The sequence below is a fragment of the Sphaerimonospora mesophila genome (assembly GCF_001417795.1).
Taxonomy (GTDB): Bacteria; Actinomycetota; Actinomycetes; order Streptosporangiales; family Streptosporangiaceae; genus Sphaerimonospora; species Sphaerimonospora mesophila.
This window is the reverse complement of sequence record NZ_BCBX01000046.1, coordinates 94,241-116,590: the sequence shown is the minus strand read 5'-3', so window position 1 is coordinate 116,590 and position 22,350 is coordinate 94,241. Positions and strand designations below refer to the sequence as shown.

The window sequence follows — 22,350 nt, the reverse complement described above, 5'->3', positions numbered from 1 at the left end:
TGGTTTTACAGGGGAGTGTCTGACGGATGCCGCCTGTTGCGAGCGCGATCCCGCCGGACGCCTCGCCGGGCGCAGGAGGAGCCCATGGGTCGAGGCCCGTCGGCGACGCCTGGCAGGGCATGGTCCGTCGGACACGACCGGAGCCTCGCGAAGGGATTCGAGCGTGATCAGTCGACCACTCGCCGCCGCGGTTCTCGGCCTGTGGGGGCTCGGCACCCTGGTCGCCTGCGGCGCCTCTCCGGAGGGCCGGGACGGTCCCGAGGATCTCGACGCCGGGGGCCGGGCGACCGCCCGTACGGCGTACACGCCGCAGGCCGATGCCCGGACGCAATCGCCGACCGGTTCGCAGGCGACGGCGCAGGCCGATGACCGGGCCGGGGCGGATGGCGCCGCGCGGAGCGCGTCCCAGACGAAGCCGCTGGCCGGAAAGGTCGTCGTCATCGATCCCGGCCACAACGGCGGCAACTGGCGGCATTCCCGGGAGATCAACAGGCAGGTCGACGTCCTCACCAAGCGGAAGGCCTGTGACACCACCGGTACGTCGACCAACGACGGCTACAGCGAGGCGGCGTTCACCTGGGACGTCTCGAAGCGGCTCGCGAAGCGGCTGAGGAACATGGGCGCCGTGGTCAGGCTCACCCGCGCCGACAACACGAGTTGGGGCCCGTGCATCACCGAGCGGGCGGCGATCGGGAACCGGGCCAGGGCCGACGCGGCGATCTCGGTCCACGCCGACGGCGCACCGCCGAGCGGCCGAGGTTTCCACATCATCGTCCCCAAGAAGATCGACGGCCCGGTCGACCCCGTCGTCGGCGACTCCGGCCGGCTGGGCCGTACGATCAGGGACGCCTTCCGCCGCGGCACCGGCCTGCCGTACTCGAACTATCTGGGCAGGAACGCGCTCGTCGCCCGCAGCGACCTCGGCGGGCTCAACCTGTCGAAGGTGCCGAAGATCTTCCTTGAGTGCGGGAACATGCGGAACGCGCAGGACGCGGCCAAGTTCAAGGACGAGCGGTTCCGGCAGCGCATCGCCGACTCCCTGGCCCGCGGCCTCCGGGACTATCTGCTGCACTGATCCGACCGGACGCACCGGATATTTGGCATGATCTAGGGCATGGATCGCCTCCTTCCACGGCCCCGCGTGGCCGAGCGCGCGCCCGGTGTCTTCGAGCTCACCCCCGGCTCGGCGGTCAGCGGGCCGGCCGCCCTCGTCGATGCCGTACGGCTCTCGCTCGCCGTGCTCGACCTCCGGCCCGCCGACGCCGCGGCAGCGGACGCCTTCGCGGCGGTGCGTGTGACCGAGGACGCCGCGCTCGGCCCCGAGGCGTACGAGATCGAGATCGCCGCCGAAGCCGTACGGATCGTCGCAGGCGACCGGGCCGGCGCTTTCTACGCCGGGCAGACGCTGCGGCAGCTGCTGCCCGCCGAGGCATACCGGGCGACGGCCGTCCCCGGCACGACCTGGACCATGCCCTGCGGGCGGATCGCGGACGCGCCCGCGCTCTCCTGGCGTGGCGCCCATCTCGACGTCGCACGCAACTTCCTGCCCAAGCGGGAGGTGCTGCGGATGATCGACCTGCTGGCCCTGCACAAGCTCAACCGGCTCCACCTGCACCTCGTGGACGACCAGGGCTGGCGGGTGGAGAGCCGGGCCTACCCGCTGCTCCACGAGGTCGGCTCACACCGGGATCAGACGACCACCAGCTACTACCGGGAGGAGCCGACCTTCGACGGCGTGCCGCACGGCGGGTACTACACGCTGGCGGACCTGGCGGAGATCTCCGCCTACGCCGCGGCCCGGGCGGTCACCGTCGTGCCGGAGATCGACGTGCCGGGACATGCCTCGGCGATCCTGGCGGCCTACCCGAGGTTCGGGGCACGGCCGGAGGAGCGATATCGGGTGCTGGACCGGTGGGGCATCTCCCCCGCGATCCTCTCCCCGCTTCCGGCCACGGTCGACTTCCTCACCGCCGTCTTCGACGAGGTGATCGGCGCGCTGGGTGCCGTGCCGTACTTCCACATCGGTGGCGACGAGTGCGTGCTGGACGACTGGGCGGCCTCGGCCGAGATCTCCGCGTACCAGTCGGAGCTGGGTCTGGCCGCCCCCGCCGATCTGCACGCCTGGTTCCTGCGCCGGCTGGCCGACGTGCTCGCCGCGCGCGGATGCCGGGCGGTCGTGTGGGACGAGGCGTTCGTCAGCGGGATGCTCAGGCAGGACACGGTGGTGATGCCGTGGCGCGGCCCCGATGTGGGACGGCGAGCGGCGGCGGCCGGCCACGAGGTCGTCGCGACGCCGGTGTTCCCCCTGTACTTCGACTACGCGGAGGCGGCCTCGCCGGAGGAACCCCTGGCCATCGGTGAGACGATCACGCTGGCCGACGTGGCGGCCTTCACGCCCGTGCCGGCCGAGTGGTCGGGCGCGGAGCGGGACCGGGTGATCGGCATGCAGTTCCAGCTCTGGAGCGAGCGCATTCCCGACGGGCGGACGCTCGACTATCGGGCCTGGCCGCGTGGCTGCGCGGCGGCCGAGATCGCCTGGACCGGCACGCCCGCGGCGGACTGCTTCACCCGCCGTCTCGACGCCCATCTCGTCCGGATGGACGCCTTCGGGGTGGAATATCGCCCGCCGGCGGGACCACGGCCCTGGCAGCGGGGCGGCACCGGGTGGCGGCGTCACCGCCCCGGTGTCATCGACGTGCACGAGGTGATGCGGCGCCTGTACGACCTGACCCAGTCGGCGGACTCCACCCGTCCCAGCATGTGACACTGCAAGATCACGAAGGGTGACCGGCCTGGCCAGCCGGGCCGGGCGCCAGAAACTCCAAGATCACGGATGGTGTTTCCCCAGGTCGCAGGCATGGCCTGCGAGAAAATGTAAGATCACGGGTGGGGAGTGGGGGCGACCTGGCCGATCGAGGTGTGGCCGTGCCGGCGCAGACGGCGGGACAGCTCCCGGTTGATGTGCCACGCCCACAGTGGTCCGTTGTAGATCATGCCGGTGTACCCCTGCACGAGCGTCGCACCGGCGCGCAGCCGCTCCCACACGTCGTCGGCGTCCTCCACCCCGCCGACCGAGACGATGGTGAGGCGGTCGCCCGTCTTCTGGTGCAGTCTGCGCAGCACCTCCAGCGACCTGGCCTTCAGCGGCCGGCCCGACAGGCCCCCGGCCTCGGTGCTGGACACCCCGGCGCGGCTGATCGTGGTGTTCGTGGCGATGATCCCGGCCAGCCCCAGGTCGACGGCGAGTTCGGCGACCGCGTCGACGTCCTCGTCCGCGAGGTCCGGGGCGATCTTCACGAGCAGCGGCGTCCGGCCCGCCGCCTCCCGTACGGCCGTCAGCAGCGGCCGCAGCAGCTCGACCGCCTGGAGGTCGCGCAGCCCCGGCGTGTTGGGCGAGCTCACGTTCACCACGAGGTAGTCGGCGAAGGGGGCGAGCAGCCGGGCGCTCGTCACGTAGTCGGCCACCGCCTCGCTCTCGGGCACCACCTTGGTCTTGCCGATGTTCACGCCGACCACGACGGGGACGCCCCTGGTCCTGCGCAGCCGTCTGGCCGCCGCCCGGGCTCCCGCGTTGTTGAAGCCCATCCGATTGATGATCGCCCGGCTCTCCGGGAGGCGGAACAGCCGGGGGCGTGGGTTGCCGGGCTGGGGCCGCGCCGTGATCGTGCCGACCTCGACATGGCCGAAGCCGAAGGCCGCCAGCGCCTCGAAGCACCCGGCGTCCTTGTCGAAGCCGGCGGCGAGTCCGAAGGGCGACGGGAAGTGCACGCCGAACGCCCGGACGCGCAGCGCCTCGTCGCGCGGCGCGAGCCGTCCGTACAGCAGCCGCTTGGCCACGGGAAACACCGAGAGCAGGCGGAGCAGCCTGATCGTGAGGTGGTGCACGGCCTCCGCGTCGAACCGGCTCAGGACCTGCGTGAAGACGAGTCGATACATCGCGGCAAGCCTATCGCCCGCGCACATGCGACCGCCCCGGCCCCGTAGCGTGGCGCGGGAGAGCGGTGCTCCCTCACGTCCGCGGCGGGGCCGGGGCGGTCGAGGCGGGTCGATTCCGGTCCGGCGTCGTCAGTGCTTCGCCTTCTTGCCCTCCGGGGTCACCGCGTACCACTCGCCGCTGAAGTCCTTGACGTTCTGACCGGCCGTGTCGCCGGCCTTCTGGTCCTTGGCGTAGTAGTACAGCGGGTGCTTGTTGTAGGTGATCTGGGTGGCGCCGTCCTCGCGCTTGAGCGTGCCGAGCAGGCTCGCGTTGACGCCGGTTCCCGCCTGGGGCTTCCCGAGCGTGAGCGCGGGCGGCCAGGCGGCCGCACAGGCCGCCGAGCAGGTCGACTTGTCCTTCTTGTCCTCCGTGAACAGGTAGAGGGTGCGACCTTCCGTCCCGACCAGGATCGTGCCGAGGCTGGTCTGGGCGACGTCGACCTTCGCCGGGCCCGTCGGGGTCGCCATGACCGGAGAGGTCGGCGAAGCGGGGGTGCCGGGCTCGGGCGTCGCCGATCCGGACTCGTACGGCGTCTCGCTCGGCTCGGTGAGGTGCTCATCGGCGGCGGCGGGTTTGGCCGCGTTGGGCTCCTCGGCGCTGCCACATCCTGACGCCAGCAAGCCAACCATGATCATGCCGGCGTACAGCAGTTTCCTCATCTTCGGCCTCCAGGGAAGTTTCTGAGCACGGCTCCAAGGAGACACGCGGCGACATGGGGCGTGCCGCCAAGACACGAAGATCTGGGACATCCCTTTACCGTCTAATGAAAGTCGCGTGATCCGTGTCGGCGTCAGATGGACGCCTGCTCGGACGCCGCCTGCTCGAATTCGGCGGGGAGCTGTGCCATCGCGTGACCGAACGCGTCGCCGCCCACCGCCTCGCGCAGCGTCAGCAGAACGGCCCGCACTCCGCCGCGCGCCTCCTCCATCGTCAGCCCCGTGCGGCGGCTCACCCGGCGCACCAGATCACGCAGGCCGAACCGCTCGATCCTCCCGCCGACGTGCAGCGACTCCTGCAACTGCGCCGGTAGTTCGGCCGCCAGACAGCGAGCCTCCCCCGCGCTGAGCCGGTCCCCCAGCGTCTCGACCGTCGCGCGGGCGAGGTCAGCGGATTCCTCACGCGACAGCCCAGAGCGCTCCTCCACCGTCCGAATGAACTCTTTGTACTCCACTTCTGCTCCATTCCCCAAAGAAGCGGATAAACGAGCAGTTTTAGGGAAATTGCCTGCGGCACGCGAGGCCGTACGGCGGAGCGGTCGGCACGAAATCGGTCCGAAGGCCGACACGGGTTCGGTCCGAAGGCCGACACGTGACCGCGGTCGATGACTCCTGCCCGCCGCGACCTCGCGGCTGATGCCATGCTGACCATCGAACGCCGCCGGGCAGGTTCAGCTGGGCGGCGTCTTCGGCGCGGAACGCCCCCCATCCGCCTGGTCGTGCAGATCGTGCGAGAGACAAGGAGCACCCGGATGGCTGAGCGTACGCCGCTCACCCCGCCCGATCCCTCGGGTCTCGAGGCGTGGATCCGGCAGGTCCTCCGCCTGGCAGGTCCGCGGGCGTCCGCCCACATGCCCCCGCTCCCGGCCGCCGTGCCCGCCGACGACCCGGGTGTGGATGCCGCCGACGTGGAATGCACGCCGCCGCGGCGGGACCGGCCGGGAGATCTCCAGCGGAGCTGAGCCGCCCGGGAGGCGCGTCATTCCGGCCACCCGTCGGCCAGATGGATCCACCGGATGTGCACCTGCGACTCGGGCTTGGCGGGTGTGCCGCGCACCGCCCGCTCCACCGGAGCCGACGGAGGCAGTTCTCTCCTGCGCGCGGCCAGCAGCGGGAGCCGGAGCAAGAAGCAGGCCCCGCCGTTCCAGGAATCCTCCACGTGCAGAGTGCCGTCGTGCGCCTTGGCGATCTCGCGGGAGATGGCCAGGCCGAGCCCCGTGCCGCCGGGGTCGAGCCGGCGGGATTCCTCCAGCCGGGTGAAGCGCTCGAAGATGCGTTCCCTGTCCGCTATCGGCACCCCGTGACCGTCGTCGGCCACGGCCAGCTCCGCCGACCCTCCGTTCCTGCCGACCGCGACCTTGATCGTGCTGATGGCGTGCCGCTGAGCGTTGTCGAGCAGGTTGCGCAGCACCCGCTGGAGCTGGGTCCGCACGCCCAGCACCCAGACGTCGCTTTCGACGTCGAGCTGGACCGGGATCCGGCCGGCCCGCAGTCCGGCCTCCTCCCTGGCCAGTTCTCCGAGGTCCACCGGGGCGTGCCGTACGGTGCCCGGCCCCTCCTTCAGCCGGGCGAGCAGCAGCAGATCGCTGATGATCCCCTCCAGCCGCTCGATGTCGCGCAGCTCCTGGCGCAGCAGCTCGTCGAGGTCGACCCGCTCCCGGCTGAGCTGCAACTCCTCGACATGGAGGCGTAGGGCGGTGAGCGGCGTTCGCAACTCGTGGGAGACATCGGAGGTGAACTTCCGCATCTGCCGGATCTGATCCAGCGTGGCGTTGATGCATCCGGCGAGCCTGGTGATGTCGTCCTTTCCCCGCGGCTCCTCGATCCGGCCCTCGCCGCAGTGGTTGATCCGCTCCAGCGCGGCACAGATCTCGCGTACCGGACGCAGCGTGCGCCTGACCACCTTGCGGACCGCCCAGATGGACAGCGTCACGAGCACGACCGCCTGCAACACGAGAAGGAGGTCGAGCATGCCGACGGCGGCGCCGACGACACGTTGCACCAGCTGGCGGACCGGGGGGACCGACTCAGGCCACGCCCGCACCATCGCGGGGAGCAGGCAACCCCCTCCCGGATCCGAGCAGGCCTGGGTCAGCTGGACCTGCTCGCCGCCGGGTGGGCCCACCACGCCCAGCGGGGCCAGACTCCGGGCCACGCTCGGCGCGCCGGCCGTCTCATCGGTCGGTCCGACGACCGGTTCCGGCCCGGCATTCGGGCCCCGGGCCTCTGCCGCTCCCGTCTCAGCCGTGCCGCCGAGCCGGCCCGTCCGTACGCGCTGCGCGGCGGTGGGAGCGGCCTCGCGACCGGATTCCCACCACGACGCGGCGTCGCGGTCCCGGACGATCTTCGCCATCAACAGGCCTCCCGGCAGCAGCACCAGGACCGCCAGGACCAGGCAGAGGAGGGTGAACCGGGCGTACAGTGACCGGACGCCCGGGATCACGCGCAGACCCCACATATTGAGTGCGATTACCCCACACCCGACAGGGTGCCCCCTCACCTGCGCAAACGTGTGCCGACTCTTTACCGATCCGGCCTTAGAACGGGTATGAGATTCAGCCGTTCACCCGGTGGGCCAGCCGTTCGAGGCTCTCGTCGAGGGCGCCGTCGACGAAATCCGCCGCGGGGGCGTGCTCCTCGTCGAAGAAGGACAGGTGGACCGTCACGTCGCTGCTGGCGTCGTCGATCCCGGCCACCTGCAGCCACCCGGCGTACCGGTCGTCGTCCCGGGTGCCCCACTCCATGCGGAGCTGGTCGCGCTCGGTCCGCAGCAGCGCACGCTCGTCCCGTCCGCCGGCGTCCTCGTGGACCGTCACGGCGGGCGGCTCCTCGGGCCGCACGTGCAGGTCGCGCGGCAGCCAGTCGTCGAGCTCGTCGATGTCACACGCGCTCTCGAAAACCTGCTCGGCGGGGGCCGCGATCCTGCGGGAGCGTTCGAACTCGCTCATTTCTCCTCCCTCGTTCCTTCTCAGCCTCACGCCCTACCCGGGCTCGCCGGGGAAACGCCGGTGGCAGGAAACGCGGACCGGCCGGATCAGTCGGCGTCGGCCAGCCAGAGGTCGGGGCCGAACACCTCGTAGTGGATCCGTGAAGCGGGCACGCCGCGCGCGATCAGGTCGGTGCGCACGCTCCGCATGAACGGCAGCGGCCCGCACAGGTAGGCGACCACACCCTCCGGCAGGTCGACGCCGGCGAGGTCCATCAGGCCGGTCCGGGGCTCGGGACCGGCGGGAGCGCCGCCGGAGGCGGCGTCCACCCGCTCGTACCAGAGATGCAGTGCGGCCCCGGGCAGCGTCTCGACCAGTCGGATGAGCTCCTCGCGGTGGGCGTGGTCGGCCGCGGCGCCGTCGGCATGGGCGACGGTCACCCGGCGGGTGGATCCGATCGCGGCGAGGTGGTCGACCATCGAGAGGATCGGGGTGACGCCGATGCCGGCCGAGGCCAGCAGCAGCGGGGCGTCGCCGTCGGCGAGGGTCATCTCGCCGAACGGGGCCGAGACCATCAGCTCGTCGCCGACCTCGACGTTGGCGTGCAGCCAGTTGGACACCTCGCCGTCCGGCCCGGCGTCGCCGTACACGCGCTTGATCGTGATACGCCAGTCGTCCCGGGCGGGGGCGGACGACAGGCTGTACTGGCGGATCTGCCGGGCCCCGTCCGACAGGGGGGCGGCCACGCTGACGTACTGCCCCGGCCGGAAGGGCAGCCGGGCCTCGGGCCGCAGCGTGAGGGAGATCACGTCGCGCGTCTCGCGCCGCCGTTCGAGCACCCGCGCCCGCAGCCAGACCTGTCCGATCCCGCGGCGCGTCTCGCGGTAGAGGCCGGTCTCCAGATTGATCAGCGCCTCGGCCATGAGCCAGTAGACCTCGTCCCAGCCCGCGGCGACGTCAGGGGTGACGGCATCGCCGAGCACCTCGGCGATGGCGCCGAACAGATACTTGTGGACGATGTTGTACTGCTCGGGGGTGACGCCCAGCGAGACGTGCTTGTGCGCGATCCTGGCGAGCATGACGTCTGGCCGCTCGCCGGGGTGGTTCACCAGCATGGCGGCGAAGGCGACGATCGAGCCGGCCAGGGCCTTGCGCTGCTCACCGTTGGCCTGGTTGCCCCGGTTGAACAGGTCACGCAGCAACTCCGGATTGTCGGCGAACATGTCGTCGTAGAAGGTGGCGGTGATCTTCTCGATGGCGTCGCCGACGACCGGCAGGGTTGCGCGGACGACCGCGGCCGAGTCCGGGGAGAGCATGCGTCCTCCGTAGGGCTAGTAGGTGATCTTCCCTTGCTTTGACAGACGTGGGATCCCGTACGGCGTGGAGGGTTCGCCATGGCTCGACCGCCGCAGTTATGAAAACTAACAAGGCGACGCTTTGGTCTCGTTTTCGGGTAGTTTAACCGGGGCGAGGGGGTGCCTTGGTAAGATGCCCCGCCGCCTGCGGAATCCCGGGGCGGTCGCCGCCTCCCGGATGTGGAGGGCCGAGACCGGTCCACGTAGGGTCCGATATATGAGCGATCACTACGATGTCGTTGTCCTCGGCGCGGGCCCCGGCGGATACGTCGCGGCGATCCGGGCGGCCCAGCTCGGGCTCAGCACGGCGATCGTCGAAGAGCGCTACTGGGGCGGGGTCTGCCTCAACGTGGGCTGCATTCCCTCGAAAGCGCTGCTGCGCAACGCCGAGCTCGTCCATCTGCTCACCCACGATGCCAAGACGTTCGGCATCGGCGTCGAGGGCAGCCTGACCTTCGACTACGGCGAGGCGTTCCGGCGCAGTCGCAAGGTCGCGGACGGGCGCGTCAAGGGCGTGCACTACCTGATGAAGAAGAACGGGATCACCGAATATCAGGGCCGCGGCGTCTTCACCGATCCGCACACCCTGCGGGTGGCGGACTCCGACGGGGGCGAACGCACCGTCACCTTCGACCACTGCATCATCGCCGCCGGGGCGACGACCCGCCTCCTGCCCGGCACCTCGGTGACCGAGCGGATCGTGACGTACGAGGAGCAGATCCTCACCGAGAAGCTGCCGGAGAGCATCGTCATCGCCGGGGCGGGCGCCGTCGGGGTCGAGTTCGCGTACGTGCTGAACAGCTACGGCGTCAAGGTGACGATCGTGGAGTTCCTCGACCGCATGGTGCCGCTCGAGGACGCGGAGGTGTCGGCCGAGCTGGCCCGGCGCTACAAGCGGCTCGGCATCGAGGTGCTGACGTCGACCCGGGTCGAGTCCATCGACGACTCGGGCGAGAAGGTGCGGGTGACGGTGTCACGTGACGGCGCCACCTCGGTCCTGGAGGCGGACAAGGTCATGCAGGCCATCGGGTTCCAGCCGCGGGTGGCGGGCTACGGCCTCGAGCGGACCGGCGTACGGCTCACCGACCGGGGCGCCATCGACGTCGACGCGCGGTGCCGTACGAGCGTGCCGCACATCTTCGCGATCGGGGACGTGACGGCCAAGCTCATGCTCGCCCACGCGGCCGAGGCCATGGGCATCGTCGCGGCCGAGACGATCGCGGACGCGGAGACGATGGAGCTCGACTACGTGATGATCCCTCGGGCGACCTTCTGCCAGCCGCAGATCGCGAGCTTCGGATTCACCGAGGCGCAGGCGCGCGAGCGCGGCTTCGACGTCAAGGTCGCCAAGTTCCCGTTCAGCGCGAACGGCAAGGCGCACGGCCTGGGCGACACGGCGGGATTCGTCAAGATCCTCAGCGATGCCGAGCACGGCGAGCTGCTCGGCGCCCATCTGATCGGTCCCGACGTCACCGAGCTGCTGCCCGAGCTGACCCTGGCCCAGCAGTGGGATCTGACCGTCCACGAGGTGGCGCGCAACGTCCACGCCCACCCCACGCTGAGCGAGGCGGTCAAGGAGGCCGTCCACGGTCTCGCGGGCCACATGATCAACATGTGAGCGGTGGTCTCACTTGGAGGATCTCACCGGAACCTCGCCGGGAACTTCCCAGGGGAGCTCAGCGGGAGACCTCACCAGGGGACCGACGGGCTCTCCACGCTCTTGAGGGAGGACTCGCCGCTCTTCCGCCATCGCTGCCGGGCATTGTGCAGGTTCCCTCCGGTGCGGGGAGCCGTGGCGGTCACCGGCCCGCATGTGACGATCGAGCCGTCGCCCGGAGGCGCGACACCGGCGCAGACGTGCGGCGGGGAGACGGCGACGTCCCTGGTCGAGTCGAAGAGCTCGATGTGGATGTCGGAGCGGACCGAGCTGCTGCCGCGTACCCGCCCGAGCAGGTGGAAGACGTCACCCACCATGGCCATGCAGGGCGAGATCTCGACACCGGGAGCGGGGGAGAACCACGCCCGGCAGCGCCACTCGAGCTCCGGTTCCCGCCGGATCGTGTCGGGCGCTTGGGAGTCACCGCCGGTCGGCTCGGCCTTCGGCCTCGTCGTGCTGCGCACCGGTGAGCGCGTCGGGGTGGACCGCGCCTTCGGCTTTTCCTGCTCCTTCGGCGCGGCCGTCGTGCGAACCGGCCTGGGGCGGGCGCTGCTCACGGGGTCCGCGACCGGCGGCTCCATGGTCCGGGTCCGCTTCGGCCGGGCCTCGCCCGAGGGCGTCGGCAGGGTCGTCAGCGGAACGGACGGCGTAGGCGCCGTGGTGATCTCACCGCCGGCGGGCCTGGCCGAGGTGTCCGCCGCGACGGCCCGATTCTCCGTCGGCCCGATGTCGGTACGCCACGGGGCCACGAGGGCCACCGCCACCGCGCTGAGCGCCAGGGCCATGGCGGACGCACCGGTGACGACCATGCGCCGCCGGGACCGCTCACGTCGCGCCGGCGCCGGGCCGCCCGGGGCATCGGTGTCCGCCGCCGGCGGCTCTCCCCCGCCGGACGTGCTCCCGCCGCCTGGGGCCGTACCGGCGCCGGCGGACGGATGCGCCGCGGCGGCGTACCCGCCCACGCCCGGCTCGGTGGTGGCGGACGGCGGGTCTTCCCAGGAGACCCGGGGCAGCGCGGGCAGCCCCGCGAGCGACGGCGCCGCCTCGCGCAGTGCCGCCGCCACCTGTCCGATGACGGGACGCTCGGCCGGATCTTTGGCGGTGCAGACCGAGATGACCGACCACAGTGAGTCGGGCATCCCGGGCAGCCGCCGGGGAGCGGCCGTCGCATGCTGTTGGAGCACGGCGATCGGATGGTGGCCGACGAAGGGCGGGCGGCCGGCCAGCAGTTCGTACAGGATCAGTCCGAAGGCGTAGACGTCCACCGCCGGCGTGGGCGCGCCGCCGCCCGCCACCTCGGGGGCCAGGTACGTCGGCGTGCCGATGATCGAGGTGGTCTGGGTGAGGCCCGGCCCGTGCACGATGCGGGCGACGCCGAAGTCCGTGAGCCGGGCCTGCCCGGTGGCCGCTTCGATCAGGATGTTGCCCGGTTTGACGTCCCGGTGCACCACCCCGTTCGCGTGGGCGGCCGTCAGCGCGTCGGCGACCTGGGCCATCAGGCGTACGGCCTCCGCCGGCGGCAGCGTGCCGTACCGCCGCAGCAGCGTACGGAGGTTTCCGCCCTCGACCAGGTCCATCACGAGGGCGAGGCGCTCCCCCTCGATGACGAAGTCGCGTACCGTGACGATGTTGGGATGCCGTAAGGCCCGCATCACGTTGCGTTCCTGGACGAATCGCAGGACGAGATCCTGGTCGCCGGTGAGGCCGTCCCGCAGTAGTTTCACCGCGACGATCTCCCCGGTGGCCCGATGCCGCGCCCGCCAGACGCTCCCCATCGCCCCGGCGCCGATCTCGTCCAGGAGCACGTATCCGCTCCCGAGAGACGCCTCCGACCCACCCGTGGTCATCGCCCCCGCCTTCCCCCTCGACCAGGTCGAGATCACATTAACCAACGATCTCGTCGCGGGAAGATCGACTCGGTCAAACAGTTATCTAACGGTTCTCTAGCTACAAATCCCGCCAGAACGGCATTTTGTATTTTTGCCCGATCGAGCGTCGGCGGATCGGAGGCGGCGTGCCGTGCTCGGGCCGGAATGTCGGAGCCCCCGCCCCCGTCCACCCCGGCCCGTGGCCGCCGTGATCGTCAGATAGCGGGCAGGGCCTGCATGCCGTTCGGGTCCAGGTTGCCCTCGAACCGGATGCCGCCGATGGTCGTCGCCCGCTCGCTGCCCGAGTTCTGCTCCGCCCACTTCTGTGCCTGCTTACGCAGCTTGGGCTGGGCGGCCAGCACCGCGTCGGCCATCGTGGCCGCGAGGCTCTTGCACGCCTTGGTGTGGACGCCGAGCCAGCAGCTCGCCTCCACCACCTTGATCTTGTCGTCGGCGTCGTACTCGATGTCGACGTACATGTCGCCGCGGTCGTCCGGGGGTTCGCACTTGATCTGCGCCTTGGCCCGGCTGTAGAGATCCTCCACGTTGGGGTCCTTGGTGCACTTCCACTTGTTGGCGGTCTTCATCCAGTCGTCGACGATCATGGAGAGGGTCACGCCGGGCAGATACTGCGCATCGGCGTCGGGAAACTTCTCCGCGAACGCGGGCACGACGTTCTCACCCTTGGGCTTGGTCGTCGTCAATCCGACGACACCGCCGATGATGCCGCCCAGCACCAGGGCCGCGATCGCCGTACCGATGGTCAGCAGCACGAATCCCGACCTTGACCTGGGCGGGCGGGGAGTGCCGCCCCCCGGCGGGACGGGATATCCGGGCGGCGCCTGGAATCCGTGCTGCTGGAACCCCTGCCGCTGAAAACCGGACTGCTGAAACCCGGGCTGCCCGGGAGGGCCGTACTGCGGCTGCGGCGGAGGCGGCTGGTACGGCGCGGCGGGCTGCTGCTGTTGCTGAGGATGAGACTGAGGCTGTCCCGTGGCGGGGTCGGGAGGCGGCGGCTGCACCGGCTGCCAGGCCGTGCCGTCCCACCAGAACCTACCGTCGGGTGAGTAAGGTCCGGGTCGCGCGGCCATCGTCATTTCTCCTGGATGCTGAACTCGACGCTTTCCGCCTCAGGGCGTTGTAAGACGTACTCGTAGTCGCCGATGGTGGCCTTGGTGTCCTTGTCGTTCTCGATCTGCTGGGCTATCCAGCCCTTGATCTCCTTCGTCAACACGGGATCGTCCCGGAACGGCAGGGCGCCGAACCACGACAGGTAGGAGAGCCCGGTGCCGGCCAGCGCCTTGTCGTCCATCCGGTGGAGCCTGATGGAAATCGAATAGACATAGCCCCCGGAGGACTGCAACCAGAGGTCGAAATACACCCGGCCGATCACCATGTCGCAGTGCCACGACGAGGTCTCCTCCACACACCTGTGTCCCCGGTCCTTCAACGCCTCCGTCAGGGTGGCGACCTTGAGCCCGGGAATGCAGGCATGGGAACTGCCGCAGTCCTGCGTCATCTGATTGGCGCGATAGTTGCGCGCGAGCGCGTACGCGCCGCCGCCGGCGGCCAGGAAGACGACCAGGCCGACCAGGAGGACCACGAGCCCGCGCCGGGAACGGCCCCCGCCTGGCGCCGGATCGGGTGTCGTGCCGGGAAGCGAGGGGCCCGCCGCCGAAGGCGCTTGACCGGGCGGCGGACCGGATGGTCGTCCGGGGGGCGGGCCTTCCGGCTGTCCCGCGGGCGGCCCGGGAGGCGTCATGGACATCTCACCCTCCATTCCGGACGAAGCCGTTCCATCGACTCCGGAAGGAGGCGCTGCTCATCCCGAGGACGTCCCTGCTGATCCCGTCGAAGACCGGGAGCCGCATGAACGGCATGTCGAGGGAGTCGGGGTGGTTGATGATCCTGGCGTAGAGCTCCACCGCGGCGTCCCGCCCCTTGAGCCGCTCGGCCAGGCTGAACACCGTCGAGCCCAGGCAGTAGTTGAAGTCGATGTCGCGGCCGTAGAACGTCTTCGACGCGGGAGTGACCCCGCGGAACCTGCCGGCCCGGACTCCGGCGGCCACGGCGGAGCGGATCCTGGCCGCCGACGCCGTGTTCCCGATGGTCTCGGTGTAGCGGGCGAAGCCCTCGATGGCCCAGGTCGGAGGGTTGTAGTCTCCCCCGATGGTCAGCGTCGCGCGTGCGGTGACCGCGTGGGTCAGCTCATGCCGGATCGTGAGCGCGGGGTCGCTGCCGAACGCCTGATGGCCTCGCAGATTGACCACGACCCTGGAGGCGGCGTACTCATTGCCGTAGACCATGCCGTTCTTCTGGACGCCCAGTTCCCGGGCCTGGAAGCCGAGGATGTCCGGAAGGAAGTTCTCGGCCGCGCCGAAATCGAACCACTGCTTGACGTTGGCCAGATCCCGGGTGAAGAAGAGGACGTGACCGGGGTAGCTGAGGCGGTCGCCCCACATCCCCTCGACCAGGCGCAGTTCCTTCTCCGTGACGGCGGCGTAGCGGTCCAGATCGGTGACGCTCTCATCGCCGACCAGCCAGACCTTCTTCCCCACCTTCACGACGTGCAGTTTGTCGGTGTTCCACGGCGCATAGGCCAGCGGACCGTCCAGGTGCAGTTTCTTGTAGTTCTTCCGAGTCGCCCCGATGATGTCCGTCACCACGAACCTGCCGCTCTTCTCGCGCAGGGTGTAGAGAAACGTCTCGGCCGGGGCGACGTCACCGGGGCCGGCGTCAGCGGTGAGCTTGGTGATCCGGATCACCGGCCGGAACTGGATGTCCCCGCCTTCGCCCTCGGACCGCTCCGTGGCCCGATCGGTGATGAAGCGGATCTCCGCGAGATCGAACTGGCGCAGGTTGTCGAAGATGAACTTCTCGCGCTGGACCAGCTTTGTGTTGGCCTGGTCCAGGTCGGCGAGATAGCCCTTCTCGTCCTTGTCCATCAGCGCCTTCGCGCGGCGTTCGAGGATCTCCCGCAGGTGCTTCTTGTTGGACCCGTAGGAGTCGTAGTCCTCGCTTTGGATGGTGGGTCGGCGGGAGTCGCTGCAGCCGGTGACCAGAAGCCCCCCGGCCAGCAGCACGGCCCGTCTCGACCAGCGGGCATGGGTCATATCGCGCAGATTGTTTGGCTCTGGCACCTTTCCCCCGGGCAGCGAAGATTCATGGTCAACCGGGCTGACACGACGACCCCCCGCCGCATCGGCGACGCGCCGGGACACACCCGGCAAGAGAGCAGCATGAGAGAGCGGACCCACAGGGACCACCCACTCGTGGACGAACTCCGCCTCTCGGCGATCGATTATCGCAAGGATCTTCCCGAAGCGTGGGCAGATCCCCCAAAAAGCGCATGATCGCCCAAGTTGTACCGTTCCAGAACCTTCCGCGCCCGCATCCGCGTGGCACCGGCTGTGCGGTGAACCTCGAAGTGAGGTCGGGCCTGCACCGGGTGACGGGCACCCGGCCATGGCATTTGTCGCGTCGATTCCCTTTTGTCCAGCGACCGCCTGCCAGTCCCCGCAATACCGTACGGAGAGGGTCGGGGACTGGCGCGGTCTCACGGATCGCTCGGGGGCACCTATCTCAGGCGGGGACCTTGTCGAGGAAGCCGTACACCCTCTGGATCCGGCCGTCTTCGGCGAGCACGGCGACGTCGAACCCGACCACGACCGGCTCCGTCGCCCCCTCGGGTCCGAGGTGCCAGGTGAACCGCATCGTGTCATGGTGACCGTCCACGGCGCCCCCCAGTGTGAACACGTAGCCGGGGAACATCTGCTGAGCCCCGGCGATCACCGCGGCGATGTCCTCGTGGCCGGTGACGGTGGCCAACGGGTCGGTGTAGCCGCCGTCCTCGGTCCACGCCCCGGCGACGGCTTTGGCCCTCGCCTCGGTGTCCGTTTCGTTCCACGCGGCGATGTACCTTGCGGCCGCTGCGGCGTAATCACTCATCTCGCACTCCTGTGGTCCGTCTCGTCCTACGACGTGAGAACCGTGTCACGAGACCCGGAGGTCAGGCGATTACGTGCCAGGTAATCGCCCGGCGTCCGGGACGCCGGATAGCGTCGGGGCGTGACCACAGCCCAGCTCTACCGGCGGCCCTTCGGCGAGTTGCTCAGGCGATGGCGCGAGCACCGGCGAATGAGCCAGCTGGAGCTCTCGCTCCAGGCCGAGATCTCAACCCGGCATGTCAGTTTTCTGGAGACCGGCCGGGCCCAGCCGAGCCGAGACATGGTGCTCCACCTCGCCGAGCAGCTCGATCTCCCGCTTCGGGAACGCAACGATCTGCTGCTGGCCGGCGGGTACGCCCCCATCTACACGGAGTCGACCCTCGACTCACCTGAGATGGCGGCGGTGTGCGACGCGATCCGCCGGCTGCTGACGGCCCACGACCCCTACCCGGCCGTGGTCGTGGACCGGAACTGGGACATGGTCGACGCCAACGCCGGGATCGGAGTGCTCAGCGAGGGCATCGATCCCGACCTGCTGACCAACGTGCTGCGGGCCAGCCTCCACCCCGAAGGGCTCGCCCCGCACATCGTCAACCTCGGCGAGTGGCGTGCGCATCTGCTCGGCCGGCTCAAGCGGCAGATTTCGGTCACGGCCGACCCCCGGCTCGGCGAACTGTACGCGGAGCTGCGCGACTATCCCTGTGACCAGCCGGAACCCGAGGTGGACCTGCCCGGCACCGGCGCCATCTTCGTCCCAATGCGAGTCGTGCGTGCGGGACGGGAGCTGTCGTTCTTCAGCATGATGGCGACCTTCGGCACGCCGCTCGACATCACGGTCTCCGAGCTGGCCATCGAATCTTTCTACCCCGCCGACTCCGCGACGGCGGCCTTCCTGCGCGGCGGTCACGACGGTGCAGAGCCGGCCCATCGGTGAGCACCTCCGTGGCCGCCGGATGCCCGCTGTGCCGGCGTTTGCCTCACCGGCAGCGGCTCGGAAGGCCCGGTGGGCGTGTAGCGGCCGGCCTGCCCTCGCCTGTCCGGGTCTAGCCGTTCTCCAGGGTGAGCAGGCCGCGTCGGAATGCGGCGGCGACGGCGGCCGCCCGGTCGTTGACGCCGAGCTTGGCGTAGATGTGCAGCACGTGGCTCTTCACCGTGGCCTCGCTGATGAACAGGCGCGCGGCGGCTTCGCGGTTGGTGGCGCCCTCGGCGATGAGGTGGAGGACCTCCAGTTCCCGGGCGCTCAGCGGGTCGGCGGGCGCGCGGACCTGGCCGAGGAGGCGGGTGGCGACCGACGGGGACAGCACGGCTTCGCCCCGCGCCGCCGTACGGACGGCGCGGATGAGCTCATCCCGACCGGTGTCCTTGAGGAGATAGCCGGTGGCCCCGGCCTCGATGGCGGGCAGGACGTCCCGGTCGGTGTCGTAGGTGGTGAGGACGAGGATGCGGGCCGCGATGCCCAGCCTGGCAAGTTCCTTGATGGCCGCGACGCCGTCCATCCTGGGCATGCGGAGGTCCATGAGGATCACGTCGGGGTTCAGCGCCCGCGCGAGTTCGACGGCCTGGGCGCCGTCTCCGGCCTCGCCGAGCACCTCGAAGCCCGGGTCACCGGCGAACATGCCGCGGATGCCGTCGCGGACGATGGGATGGTCGTCGGCGATCAGCAGCCGGATCAGGGGCTCAGCCACGTGCCACCGCCGGGACGCTCGCGGAGATCGCGGTGCCGCCGCCGGGTTCCGACTCGATCTCCAGCCTGCCCGCCAGGCGGCTCACCCGCTTGCGCATCGAGGTCAGGCCGAAGCCGCCGCCGTCGCGGACCCGCTCGAGGTCGAATCCGGTGCCGTCGTCGCGCACGTCCAGGGTGACCACGTCCTCCATGTACGACAGGGTCAGCCCGACCCGGGACGCGCCGGCGTGCTTGGCCGCGTTGGCCAGCGCCTCCTGTGCGGTGCGGAGCAGCGTCTCCTCGACCTCCGGATGCATGGGACGGACCGTACCAGTGATGGTGAAATCCGCACGTACCCCGTTGATCTCGCCCCATTGGGTGACGACGTCCCTCAGTGCCTCGGGTAGTGGCGCCACCTCCAACTGGCCGGGTCCCACCGCGTGCACGGAGCGCCGGGCCTCGGCCAGGCTTTCCCGCGCCAGCCGTACCGCGTTGTCCACGTGACGCCGCCAGTCCTCGGCACGCTGCGCCGCCTGGAGCTGGGTGATGATGCCGGTCAGGCCCTGGGCGAGGGTGTCGTGGATCTCCGCTGCCATGCGCTGTCGCTCGTCGAGCACGCCCGCCTCGCGGGCCTGGACCAACAGCTGGGCGTGCAATCCCGCGTTCTCCCGCAGCGCCTCCTCGAGCCGCTCCACCATCCGCTTGCGCTCGGCGCTCCGCTCGGCCGTGATCTCCCCGGCGAAGCTGAACAGGCTGACCAGGACCACGATGGCGCCGGTGAAGAACAGGTAGGTGAGGATTCCGGACGGCGTGGGATCAGGCAACCCACCGCCGTAGGTCGCGACGCTGATCGCCGCCGTGGCGGTCACCGCGACGAACCGCCACTTCCCCTTCAGGTACTGCCAGGAGTGGAGATGTCCGGTGAAGCTGAAGAAGCTCGCGAACCATATCCCCTGTGTGCAGAGCGCTCCGATCAGCACCACCAGCCCGGCCACGTAGACCACGCCTCGCGGCACCAGCCAGATCCAGGCGGCGGCGAGCGCGGCCAGACCGAGCATGACCCACGACCTGCCATCGATGAGCAGGGAGAGCATCGTGGAGGTCGCCAGCAAGACGTACGGCGCAGCCGCCATCTGGCGCTCCAGCAGCCGCTCCCATCGGTCGAGCCGCCCGGTCATGCCTCACTCCCAGCGGAAGAACTTGGCCGCTGCGATGCTGATGGCCACGGCGTACGCCGCCATCACACCGAGCAGCAGAGCGCTGGGAGAGCCGCCCGTCCAGACGTCCCGCAGGCTCTGCCGGAATGCCCCCAGCGGGGTGTATTCCCCAATACGAGCCAAAATATCGGGCATCTGATCCGTCGGCTGCATGAGCCCGGCGAGGTAGGCCATCGGGAAGTACAGCAGGACACCGATCCCGTTGGCGGCCCGGCCGTTCGGAGCGAGGGCCGCGATGAGCAGGCCGACGGCGAACATGGCCGCCGTACCGAGCAGGAAGGTCAGCGCGCCGGGCAGGACCCGGGTGGGCAGATGAGCACCGAGGACGGTGCCCGCGACGACAAGCAGCAGGGCGCATGCGGTCAGCGCGAGGACGAACTGCAGCAGCAGCTGCACCACCAGCAGGTTTCCTGGGCGTACCGGCGTGGTGGAGAGCCTGCGCAGGATGCCCCGCTCGCGATAGGTGGCCATGGTGGTGGGCAGCAGGTACAGACCCACGAGCCCCACGGCGATCGCCAGCGCCATCGGCAGGAGCATGGTGTCGCCCGGCTCGATCGAGCTTCCGAAGACCACCAGGATGAACAGCGGGATGAGCAGCGAGAAAATCGCCCCGGGTTCCCGGGTCAGCAGCTTCAGTTCGACGATGGTGAGCTTGGTCATGGTCTTCCTCAGTCAGTGGGTGGAGCCGAACGAATGGCCGGTCAGGGCGACGAACGCGTCGTCGAGGGTGCGCTTGTCGATGCGCAGATCGCTGACCAGGACGTGGTGGCGGGCGAGCTGAGCGGTGACCGCCGTGGCGAAATCACCCCTGCCCGTGACGACCACCTGGTTTCCTGTCCTGGTCACGCCGGTCACCCCGGGCAGCCCGCCCAGCTCGACCAGGTCACCGGCCATTAACGTGAACCGCATCTGGTGATCGGCGTCGATCCCGTCGACCAGCCCGGCCGGGGTGTCGATCGCGACGACCTTGCCGCGGTCGAAGACGGCGACCCGGTCGCAGAGCTCCTCCACCTCGTCCATGAAATGGCTGACCAACACCACCGTCACGCCGCTCGCCCGGACCTGCTTGATCAGCTCCCAGGTGGTACGGCGAGCCTGCGGGTCGAGCCCCGTGGTCAATTCGTCGAGAAACGCCACCCGCGGGTTGCCCACCAGCGCCAGCGCGATGAACAGCCGTTGCTTCTGGCCACCGGACAACTTCCCGAAGCGGGCATTGCGCTTGTCCGCCAGCCCCCACTCCTCCAGCAGCCCACGCCAATCGCGCGGGTTCGCATAGAAGGAGGCATACAGGTCGAGCGCCTCCCACACCTTGATGTTCTCCGGCAACTGCGTCTGCTGGAGCTGCACCCCGATCTGCTCGCGTACCCTTCGCCCGTCCTTGACCGGGTCGAGCCCGAGCACGCTGACCGACCCGCCGTCGGGCCGCCTCAGCCCCTCCACACACTCCACGGTGGTGGTCTTGCCGGCGCCGTTCGGCCCGAGGATGCCGAAGATCTCACCCTCCTCAACGGAGAACGACACCCCGGCCAGAACTGTCAGGTCCGCATATCTCTTGCGGAGGTCTGTGACTTCGATGACTGCCATGGCTCAAGCATCTTTCGCCTGCCCCCGACGCGAATCGATCTCCCGGTCATACTCGTACGCGAATGCTGCTGACCGGAAAATCCACCGATCGGTTGATGCCGCCGAGGGGCTGTGCCGTACTTCCATGACCTCGATCGGCACTTCGCTGTGATTCCCGTCGACGACCTGTGGAAGTTCCGTGGCTCGGAGAAGCTCGCCACCACGACTGACAGAGAGAGGCTTTTCTGAGGGATATCCACCTGGACCGGGCCGTCCTCACCGGACGAGGAATGACCGTCAACGCTCGGCTCGCCAGGAAGAGCGCGGGCCGAGGCGCGTCGGCAAGCGATCGGCCCACTTACCTACGCTAGCGTAGGTTACATCCTGGTAGGTTGTGCATCCGGAGGCTTTAGATGCCGATCACGTCTCGCCCGCTCACCCAGACGGAGCTTCTCATGGAGCTCGAACCCGTGGTCGGGCGAGAGCTGGACCGCCACCTCGCAGTGGCCAAGGAGTGGTTCCCACACGAGTTCATCCCCTGGAGCGAGGGCCGGACGTTCGACGGGGTCCTGCAAGGCGAGGCCTGGGCGCCGGAGGATTCCTCGATTCCCGAACCCGCCCGTGTTTCGCTCATCGTCAACCTCTTGACCGAGGACAACCTGCCGAGCTACCACCACGAGATCGCCACGACGTTCGGCAGGGACGGCGCTTGGGGCACCTGGGTGCACCGGTGGACAGCGGAGGAGGGCCGACACGGGATCGCCATCCGCGACTACCTCACCGTCTCCCGGGCCGTCGACCCCGTCGCTCTGGAGCGGGCCAGGATGACGCACATGCAAAACGGCTTCGCCACGGAGTACGACGGCATGCTCCAGCAGTTGGCATACGTCTCATTCCAGGAGCTGGCCACCCGGGTCGCCCACCGCAACACCGGGAAGGTGTCGGGAGACCCGATATGCGAGAGGTTGCTCTCGAAGGTCGCCGCTGACGAGAACCTCCACATGCTTTTCTACCGGAACCTCCTCGCCGCCGCGTTCGAGCTGGCCCCGTCGCAGACCATGCGAGCCGTCACCGATGTCGTGACCTCGTTCCAGATGCCGGGCCAGGGTATGGAGGGCTTCGCCCGCAAGTCCGTGACGATCGCCATGGCGGGCATCTACGACCTGCGTCAGCATTGTGATGAGGTTCTGACGCCGGTGCTACGAGCGTGGAAGACCTTCGACATCGAAGGTCTCAACGCGGAGGGGGAGCAGGCCCGCGAGGAGTTGGCGGCCTTCCTCGCCAAGCTCGACGTGGCCGCGACCCGCTTCGAGGAGCGACGTGACGCCCGGCGGGCGAGGGCCGAATCAGTCTCGTAGCGAATGGGAACGCCTGTCGGCACACGGCCGGGACAGGCCGTCCAATACCTCCGGCCGACAGTGGACGAGATACGACGTGCGCTGGCGGTACCGGTAGGTGTGA

Annotated in this window: 21 protein-coding genes; 6 read left to right on the top strand and 15 right to left on the bottom strand. The window is 69.6% G+C overall.

Annotation, left to right across the window (positions count from 1 at the left end; genetic code table 11):
• Positions 1 to 163: 163 nt before the first annotated feature.
• Complete coding sequence (locus AP234_RS27150; RefSeq protein WP_055482575.1) at positions 164 to 1,075, top strand: N-acetylmuramoyl-L-alanine amidase; 912 nt, start codon at positions 164 to 166, stop codon at positions 1,073 to 1,075.
• Positions 1,076 to 1,114: 39 nt separating this feature from the next.
• Entirely contained in the window at positions 1,115 to 2,764 is a 1,650-nt protein-coding gene (locus tag AP234_RS27145) for a beta-N-acetylhexosaminidase (protein WP_055482574.1), read from the top strand.
• 116 nt (positions 2,765 to 2,880) lie between these two features.
• Here the strand turns inward: AP234_RS27145 and AP234_RS27140 are convergent, their stop codons facing one another.
• The 3 genes from AP234_RS27140 to AP234_RS27130 all read right to left on the bottom strand — a co-directional run bounded on the left by AP234_RS27140 (position 2,881) and on the right by AP234_RS27130 (position 5,147).
• Positions 2,881 to 3,936: a quinone-dependent dihydroorotate dehydrogenase gene (locus tag AP234_RS27140; RefSeq protein ID WP_055482573.1), complete on the bottom strand. Its 1,056-nt coding sequence runs from the start codon at positions 3,934 to 3,936 to the stop codon at positions 2,881 to 2,883.
• A 129-nt stretch (positions 3,937 to 4,065) separates the two neighbouring features.
• Positions 4,066 to 4,635 (bottom strand): COG4315 family predicted lipoprotein, encoded by a 570-nt coding sequence (locus tag AP234_RS27135; protein ID WP_063843104.1) that lies wholly within the window; start codon positions 4,633 to 4,635, stop codon positions 4,066 to 4,068.
• Between the two features lie 131 nt (positions 4,636 to 4,766).
• Complete coding sequence (locus AP234_RS27130; RefSeq protein WP_055482572.1) at positions 4,767 to 5,147, bottom strand: DUF2267 domain-containing protein; 381 nt, start codon at positions 5,145 to 5,147, stop codon at positions 4,767 to 4,769.
• A 297-nt stretch (positions 5,148 to 5,444) separates the two neighbouring features.
• Between AP234_RS27130 and AP234_RS27125 the strand changes: the two genes are divergently transcribed.
• Positions 5,445 to 5,654: a hypothetical protein gene (locus AP234_RS27125; protein WP_055482571.1), complete on the top strand. Its 210-nt coding sequence runs from the start codon at positions 5,445 to 5,447 to the stop codon at positions 5,652 to 5,654.
• Between the two features lie 17 nt (positions 5,655 to 5,671).
• On the opposite strand, the gene AP234_RS27120 is transcribed toward AP234_RS27125, so the two are convergent.
• The 3 genes from AP234_RS27120 to AP234_RS27110 form a co-directional block, all read right to left on the bottom strand.
• A complete protein-coding gene (locus AP234_RS27120; protein WP_160330498.1) occupies positions 5,672 to 7,135 on the bottom strand; it encodes a sensor histidine kinase in 1,464 nt (487 codons plus the stop codon).
• Positions 7,136 to 7,247: 112 nt separating this feature from the next.
• A complete protein-coding gene (locus tag AP234_RS27115) occupies positions 7,248 to 7,640 on the bottom strand; it encodes an SRPBCC family protein (protein ID WP_055482569.1) in 393 nt (130 codons plus the stop codon).
• Positions 7,641 to 7,726: 86 nt separating this feature from the next.
• Positions 7,727 to 8,935: a globin domain-containing protein gene (locus AP234_RS27110; RefSeq protein ID WP_055482568.1), complete on the bottom strand. Its 1,209-nt coding sequence runs from the start codon at positions 8,933 to 8,935 to the stop codon at positions 7,727 to 7,729.
• A 256-nt stretch (positions 8,936 to 9,191) separates the two neighbouring features.
• Here AP234_RS27110 and lpdA point away from each other — a divergent pair, with 256 nt between their 5' ends.
• Complete coding sequence (lpdA, locus tag AP234_RS27105; RefSeq protein WP_055482567.1) at positions 9,192 to 10,592, top strand: dihydrolipoyl dehydrogenase; 1,401 nt, start codon at positions 9,192 to 9,194, stop codon at positions 10,590 to 10,592.
• Positions 10,593 to 10,663: 71 nt separating this feature from the next.
• Here the strand turns inward: lpdA and AP234_RS27100 are convergent, their stop codons facing one another.
• From AP234_RS27100 to AP234_RS27080, 5 genes are all read right to left on the bottom strand, one after another.
• Positions 10,664 to 12,478, bottom strand: a complete 1,815-nt coding sequence (locus AP234_RS27100; protein ID WP_055482566.1) for a serine/threonine-protein kinase — start codon at positions 12,476 to 12,478, stop codon at positions 10,664 to 10,666.
• 236 nt (positions 12,479 to 12,714) lie between these two features.
• Positions 12,715 to 13,590 (bottom strand): hypothetical protein, encoded by an 876-nt coding sequence (locus tag AP234_RS36665; RefSeq protein WP_152990647.1) that lies wholly within the window; start codon positions 13,588 to 13,590, stop codon positions 12,715 to 12,717.
• 2 nt (positions 13,591 to 13,592) lie between these two features.
• The gene (locus AP234_RS27090; RefSeq protein ID WP_055482564.1) at positions 13,593 to 14,102 is read right to left on the bottom strand and encodes a hypothetical protein; all 510 of its coding nucleotides are present in this window, start codon (positions 14,100 to 14,102) and stop codon (positions 13,593 to 13,595) included.
• A gap of 166 nt (positions 14,103 to 14,268) precedes the next feature.
• Entirely contained in the window at positions 14,269 to 15,612 is a 1,344-nt protein-coding gene (locus AP234_RS27085) for a hypothetical protein (protein WP_055482563.1), read from the bottom strand.
• Between the two features lie 469 nt (positions 15,613 to 16,081).
• Entirely contained in the window at positions 16,082 to 16,447 is a 366-nt protein-coding gene (locus AP234_RS27080; protein WP_055482562.1) for a nuclear transport factor 2 family protein, read from the bottom strand.
• A gap of 120 nt (positions 16,448 to 16,567) precedes the next feature.
• Between AP234_RS27080 and AP234_RS27075 the strand changes: the two genes are divergently transcribed.
• Complete coding sequence (locus AP234_RS27075; protein ID WP_055482561.1) at positions 16,568 to 17,380, top strand: helix-turn-helix domain-containing protein; 813 nt, start codon at positions 16,568 to 16,570, stop codon at positions 17,378 to 17,380.
• Between the two features lie 109 nt (positions 17,381 to 17,489).
• On the opposite strand, the gene AP234_RS27070 is transcribed toward AP234_RS27075, so the two are convergent.
• From AP234_RS27070 to AP234_RS27055, 4 genes are read right to left on the bottom strand one after another with little or no spacing between them, the layout of a single operon-like run.
• Positions 17,490 to 18,131 (bottom strand): response regulator transcription factor, encoded by a 642-nt coding sequence (locus tag AP234_RS27070; RefSeq protein WP_055482560.1) that lies wholly within the window; start codon positions 18,129 to 18,131, stop codon positions 17,490 to 17,492.
• Positions 18,124 to 19,287 carry a sensor histidine kinase gene (locus AP234_RS27065; protein ID WP_055482559.1) on the bottom strand — a complete coding sequence of 388 codons (1,164 nt, stop codon included), beginning with the start codon at positions 19,285 to 19,287 and terminating at the stop codon, positions 18,124 to 18,126. The genes AP234_RS27070 and AP234_RS27065 overlap by 8 nt, the downstream gene beginning before the upstream one ends.
• A gap of 3 nt (positions 19,288 to 19,290) precedes the next feature.
• The gene (locus tag AP234_RS27060) at positions 19,291 to 19,986 is read right to left on the bottom strand and encodes an ABC transporter permease (protein WP_055482558.1); all 696 of its coding nucleotides are present in this window, start codon (positions 19,984 to 19,986) and stop codon (positions 19,291 to 19,293) included.
• A 12-nt stretch (positions 19,987 to 19,998) separates the two neighbouring features.
• Entirely contained in the window at positions 19,999 to 20,910 is a 912-nt protein-coding gene (locus AP234_RS27055) for an ABC transporter ATP-binding protein (RefSeq protein ID WP_055482557.1), read from the bottom strand.
• Between the two features lie 392 nt (positions 20,911 to 21,302).
• Here AP234_RS27055 and AP234_RS27050 point away from each other — a divergent pair, with 392 nt between their 5' ends.
• Complete coding sequence (locus AP234_RS27050; protein ID WP_055482556.1) at positions 21,303 to 22,247, top strand: acyl-ACP desaturase; 945 nt, start codon at positions 21,303 to 21,305, stop codon at positions 22,245 to 22,247.
• Positions 22,248 to 22,350 lie beyond the last annotated feature (103 nt).

What these genes read in the sequence shown, in the direction of transcription:
- AP234_RS27145 (WP_055482574.1), top strand. Translation starts at nt 1,115, where the DNA reads ATGGATCGCCTCCTTCCACGGCCCCGCGTGGCCGAGCGCGCGCCCGGT.
- AP234_RS27140 (WP_055482573.1), bottom strand. Translation starts at nt 3,936, where the DNA reads ATGTATCGACTCGTCTTCACGCAGGTCCTGAGCCGGTTCGACGCGGAG.
- AP234_RS27135 (WP_063843104.1), bottom strand. Translation starts at nt 4,635, where the DNA reads ATGAGGAAACTGCTGTACGCCGGCATGATCATGGTTGGCTTGCTGGCG.
- AP234_RS27125 (WP_055482571.1), top strand. Translation starts at nt 5,445, where the DNA reads ATGGCTGAGCGTACGCCGCTCACCCCGCCCGATCCCTCGGGTCTCGAG.
- AP234_RS27115 (WP_055482569.1), bottom strand. Translation starts at nt 7,640, where the DNA reads ATGAGCGAGTTCGAACGCTCCCGCAGGATCGCGGCCCCCGCCGAGCAG.
- AP234_RS27110 (WP_055482568.1), bottom strand. Translation starts at nt 8,935, where the DNA reads ATGCTCTCCCCGGACTCGGCCGCGGTCGTCCGCGCAACCCTGCCGGTC.
- lpdA (WP_055482567.1), top strand. Translation starts at nt 9,192, where the DNA reads ATGAGCGATCACTACGATGTCGTTGTCCTCGGCGCGGGCCCCGGCGGA.
- AP234_RS27100 (WP_055482566.1), bottom strand. Translation starts at nt 12,478, where the DNA reads ATGACCACGGGTGGGTCGGAGGCGTCTCTCGGGAGCGGATACGTGCTC.
- AP234_RS36665 (WP_152990647.1), bottom strand. Translation starts at nt 13,590, where the DNA reads ATGGCCGCGCGACCCGGACCTTACTCACCCGACGGTAGGTTCTGGTGG.
- AP234_RS27085 (WP_055482563.1), bottom strand. Translation starts at nt 15,612, where the DNA reads ATGACCCATGCCCGCTGGTCGAGACGGGCCGTGCTGCTGGCCGGGGGG.
- AP234_RS27080 (WP_055482562.1), bottom strand. Translation starts at nt 16,447, where the DNA reads ATGAGTGATTACGCCGCAGCGGCCGCAAGGTACATCGCCGCGTGGAAC.
- AP234_RS27065 (WP_055482559.1), bottom strand. Translation starts at nt 19,287, where the DNA reads ATGACCGGGCGGCTCGACCGATGGGAGCGGCTGCTGGAGCGCCAGATG.
- AP234_RS27060 (WP_055482558.1), bottom strand. Translation starts at nt 19,986, where the DNA reads ATGACCAAGCTCACCATCGTCGAACTGAAGCTGCTGACCCGGGAACCC.
- AP234_RS27055 (WP_055482557.1), bottom strand. Translation starts at nt 20,910, where the DNA reads ATGGCAGTCATCGAAGTCACAGACCTCCGCAAGAGATATGCGGACCTG.
- AP234_RS27050 (WP_055482556.1), top strand. Translation starts at nt 21,303, where the DNA reads ATGCCGATCACGTCTCGCCCGCTCACCCAGACGGAGCTTCTCATGGAG.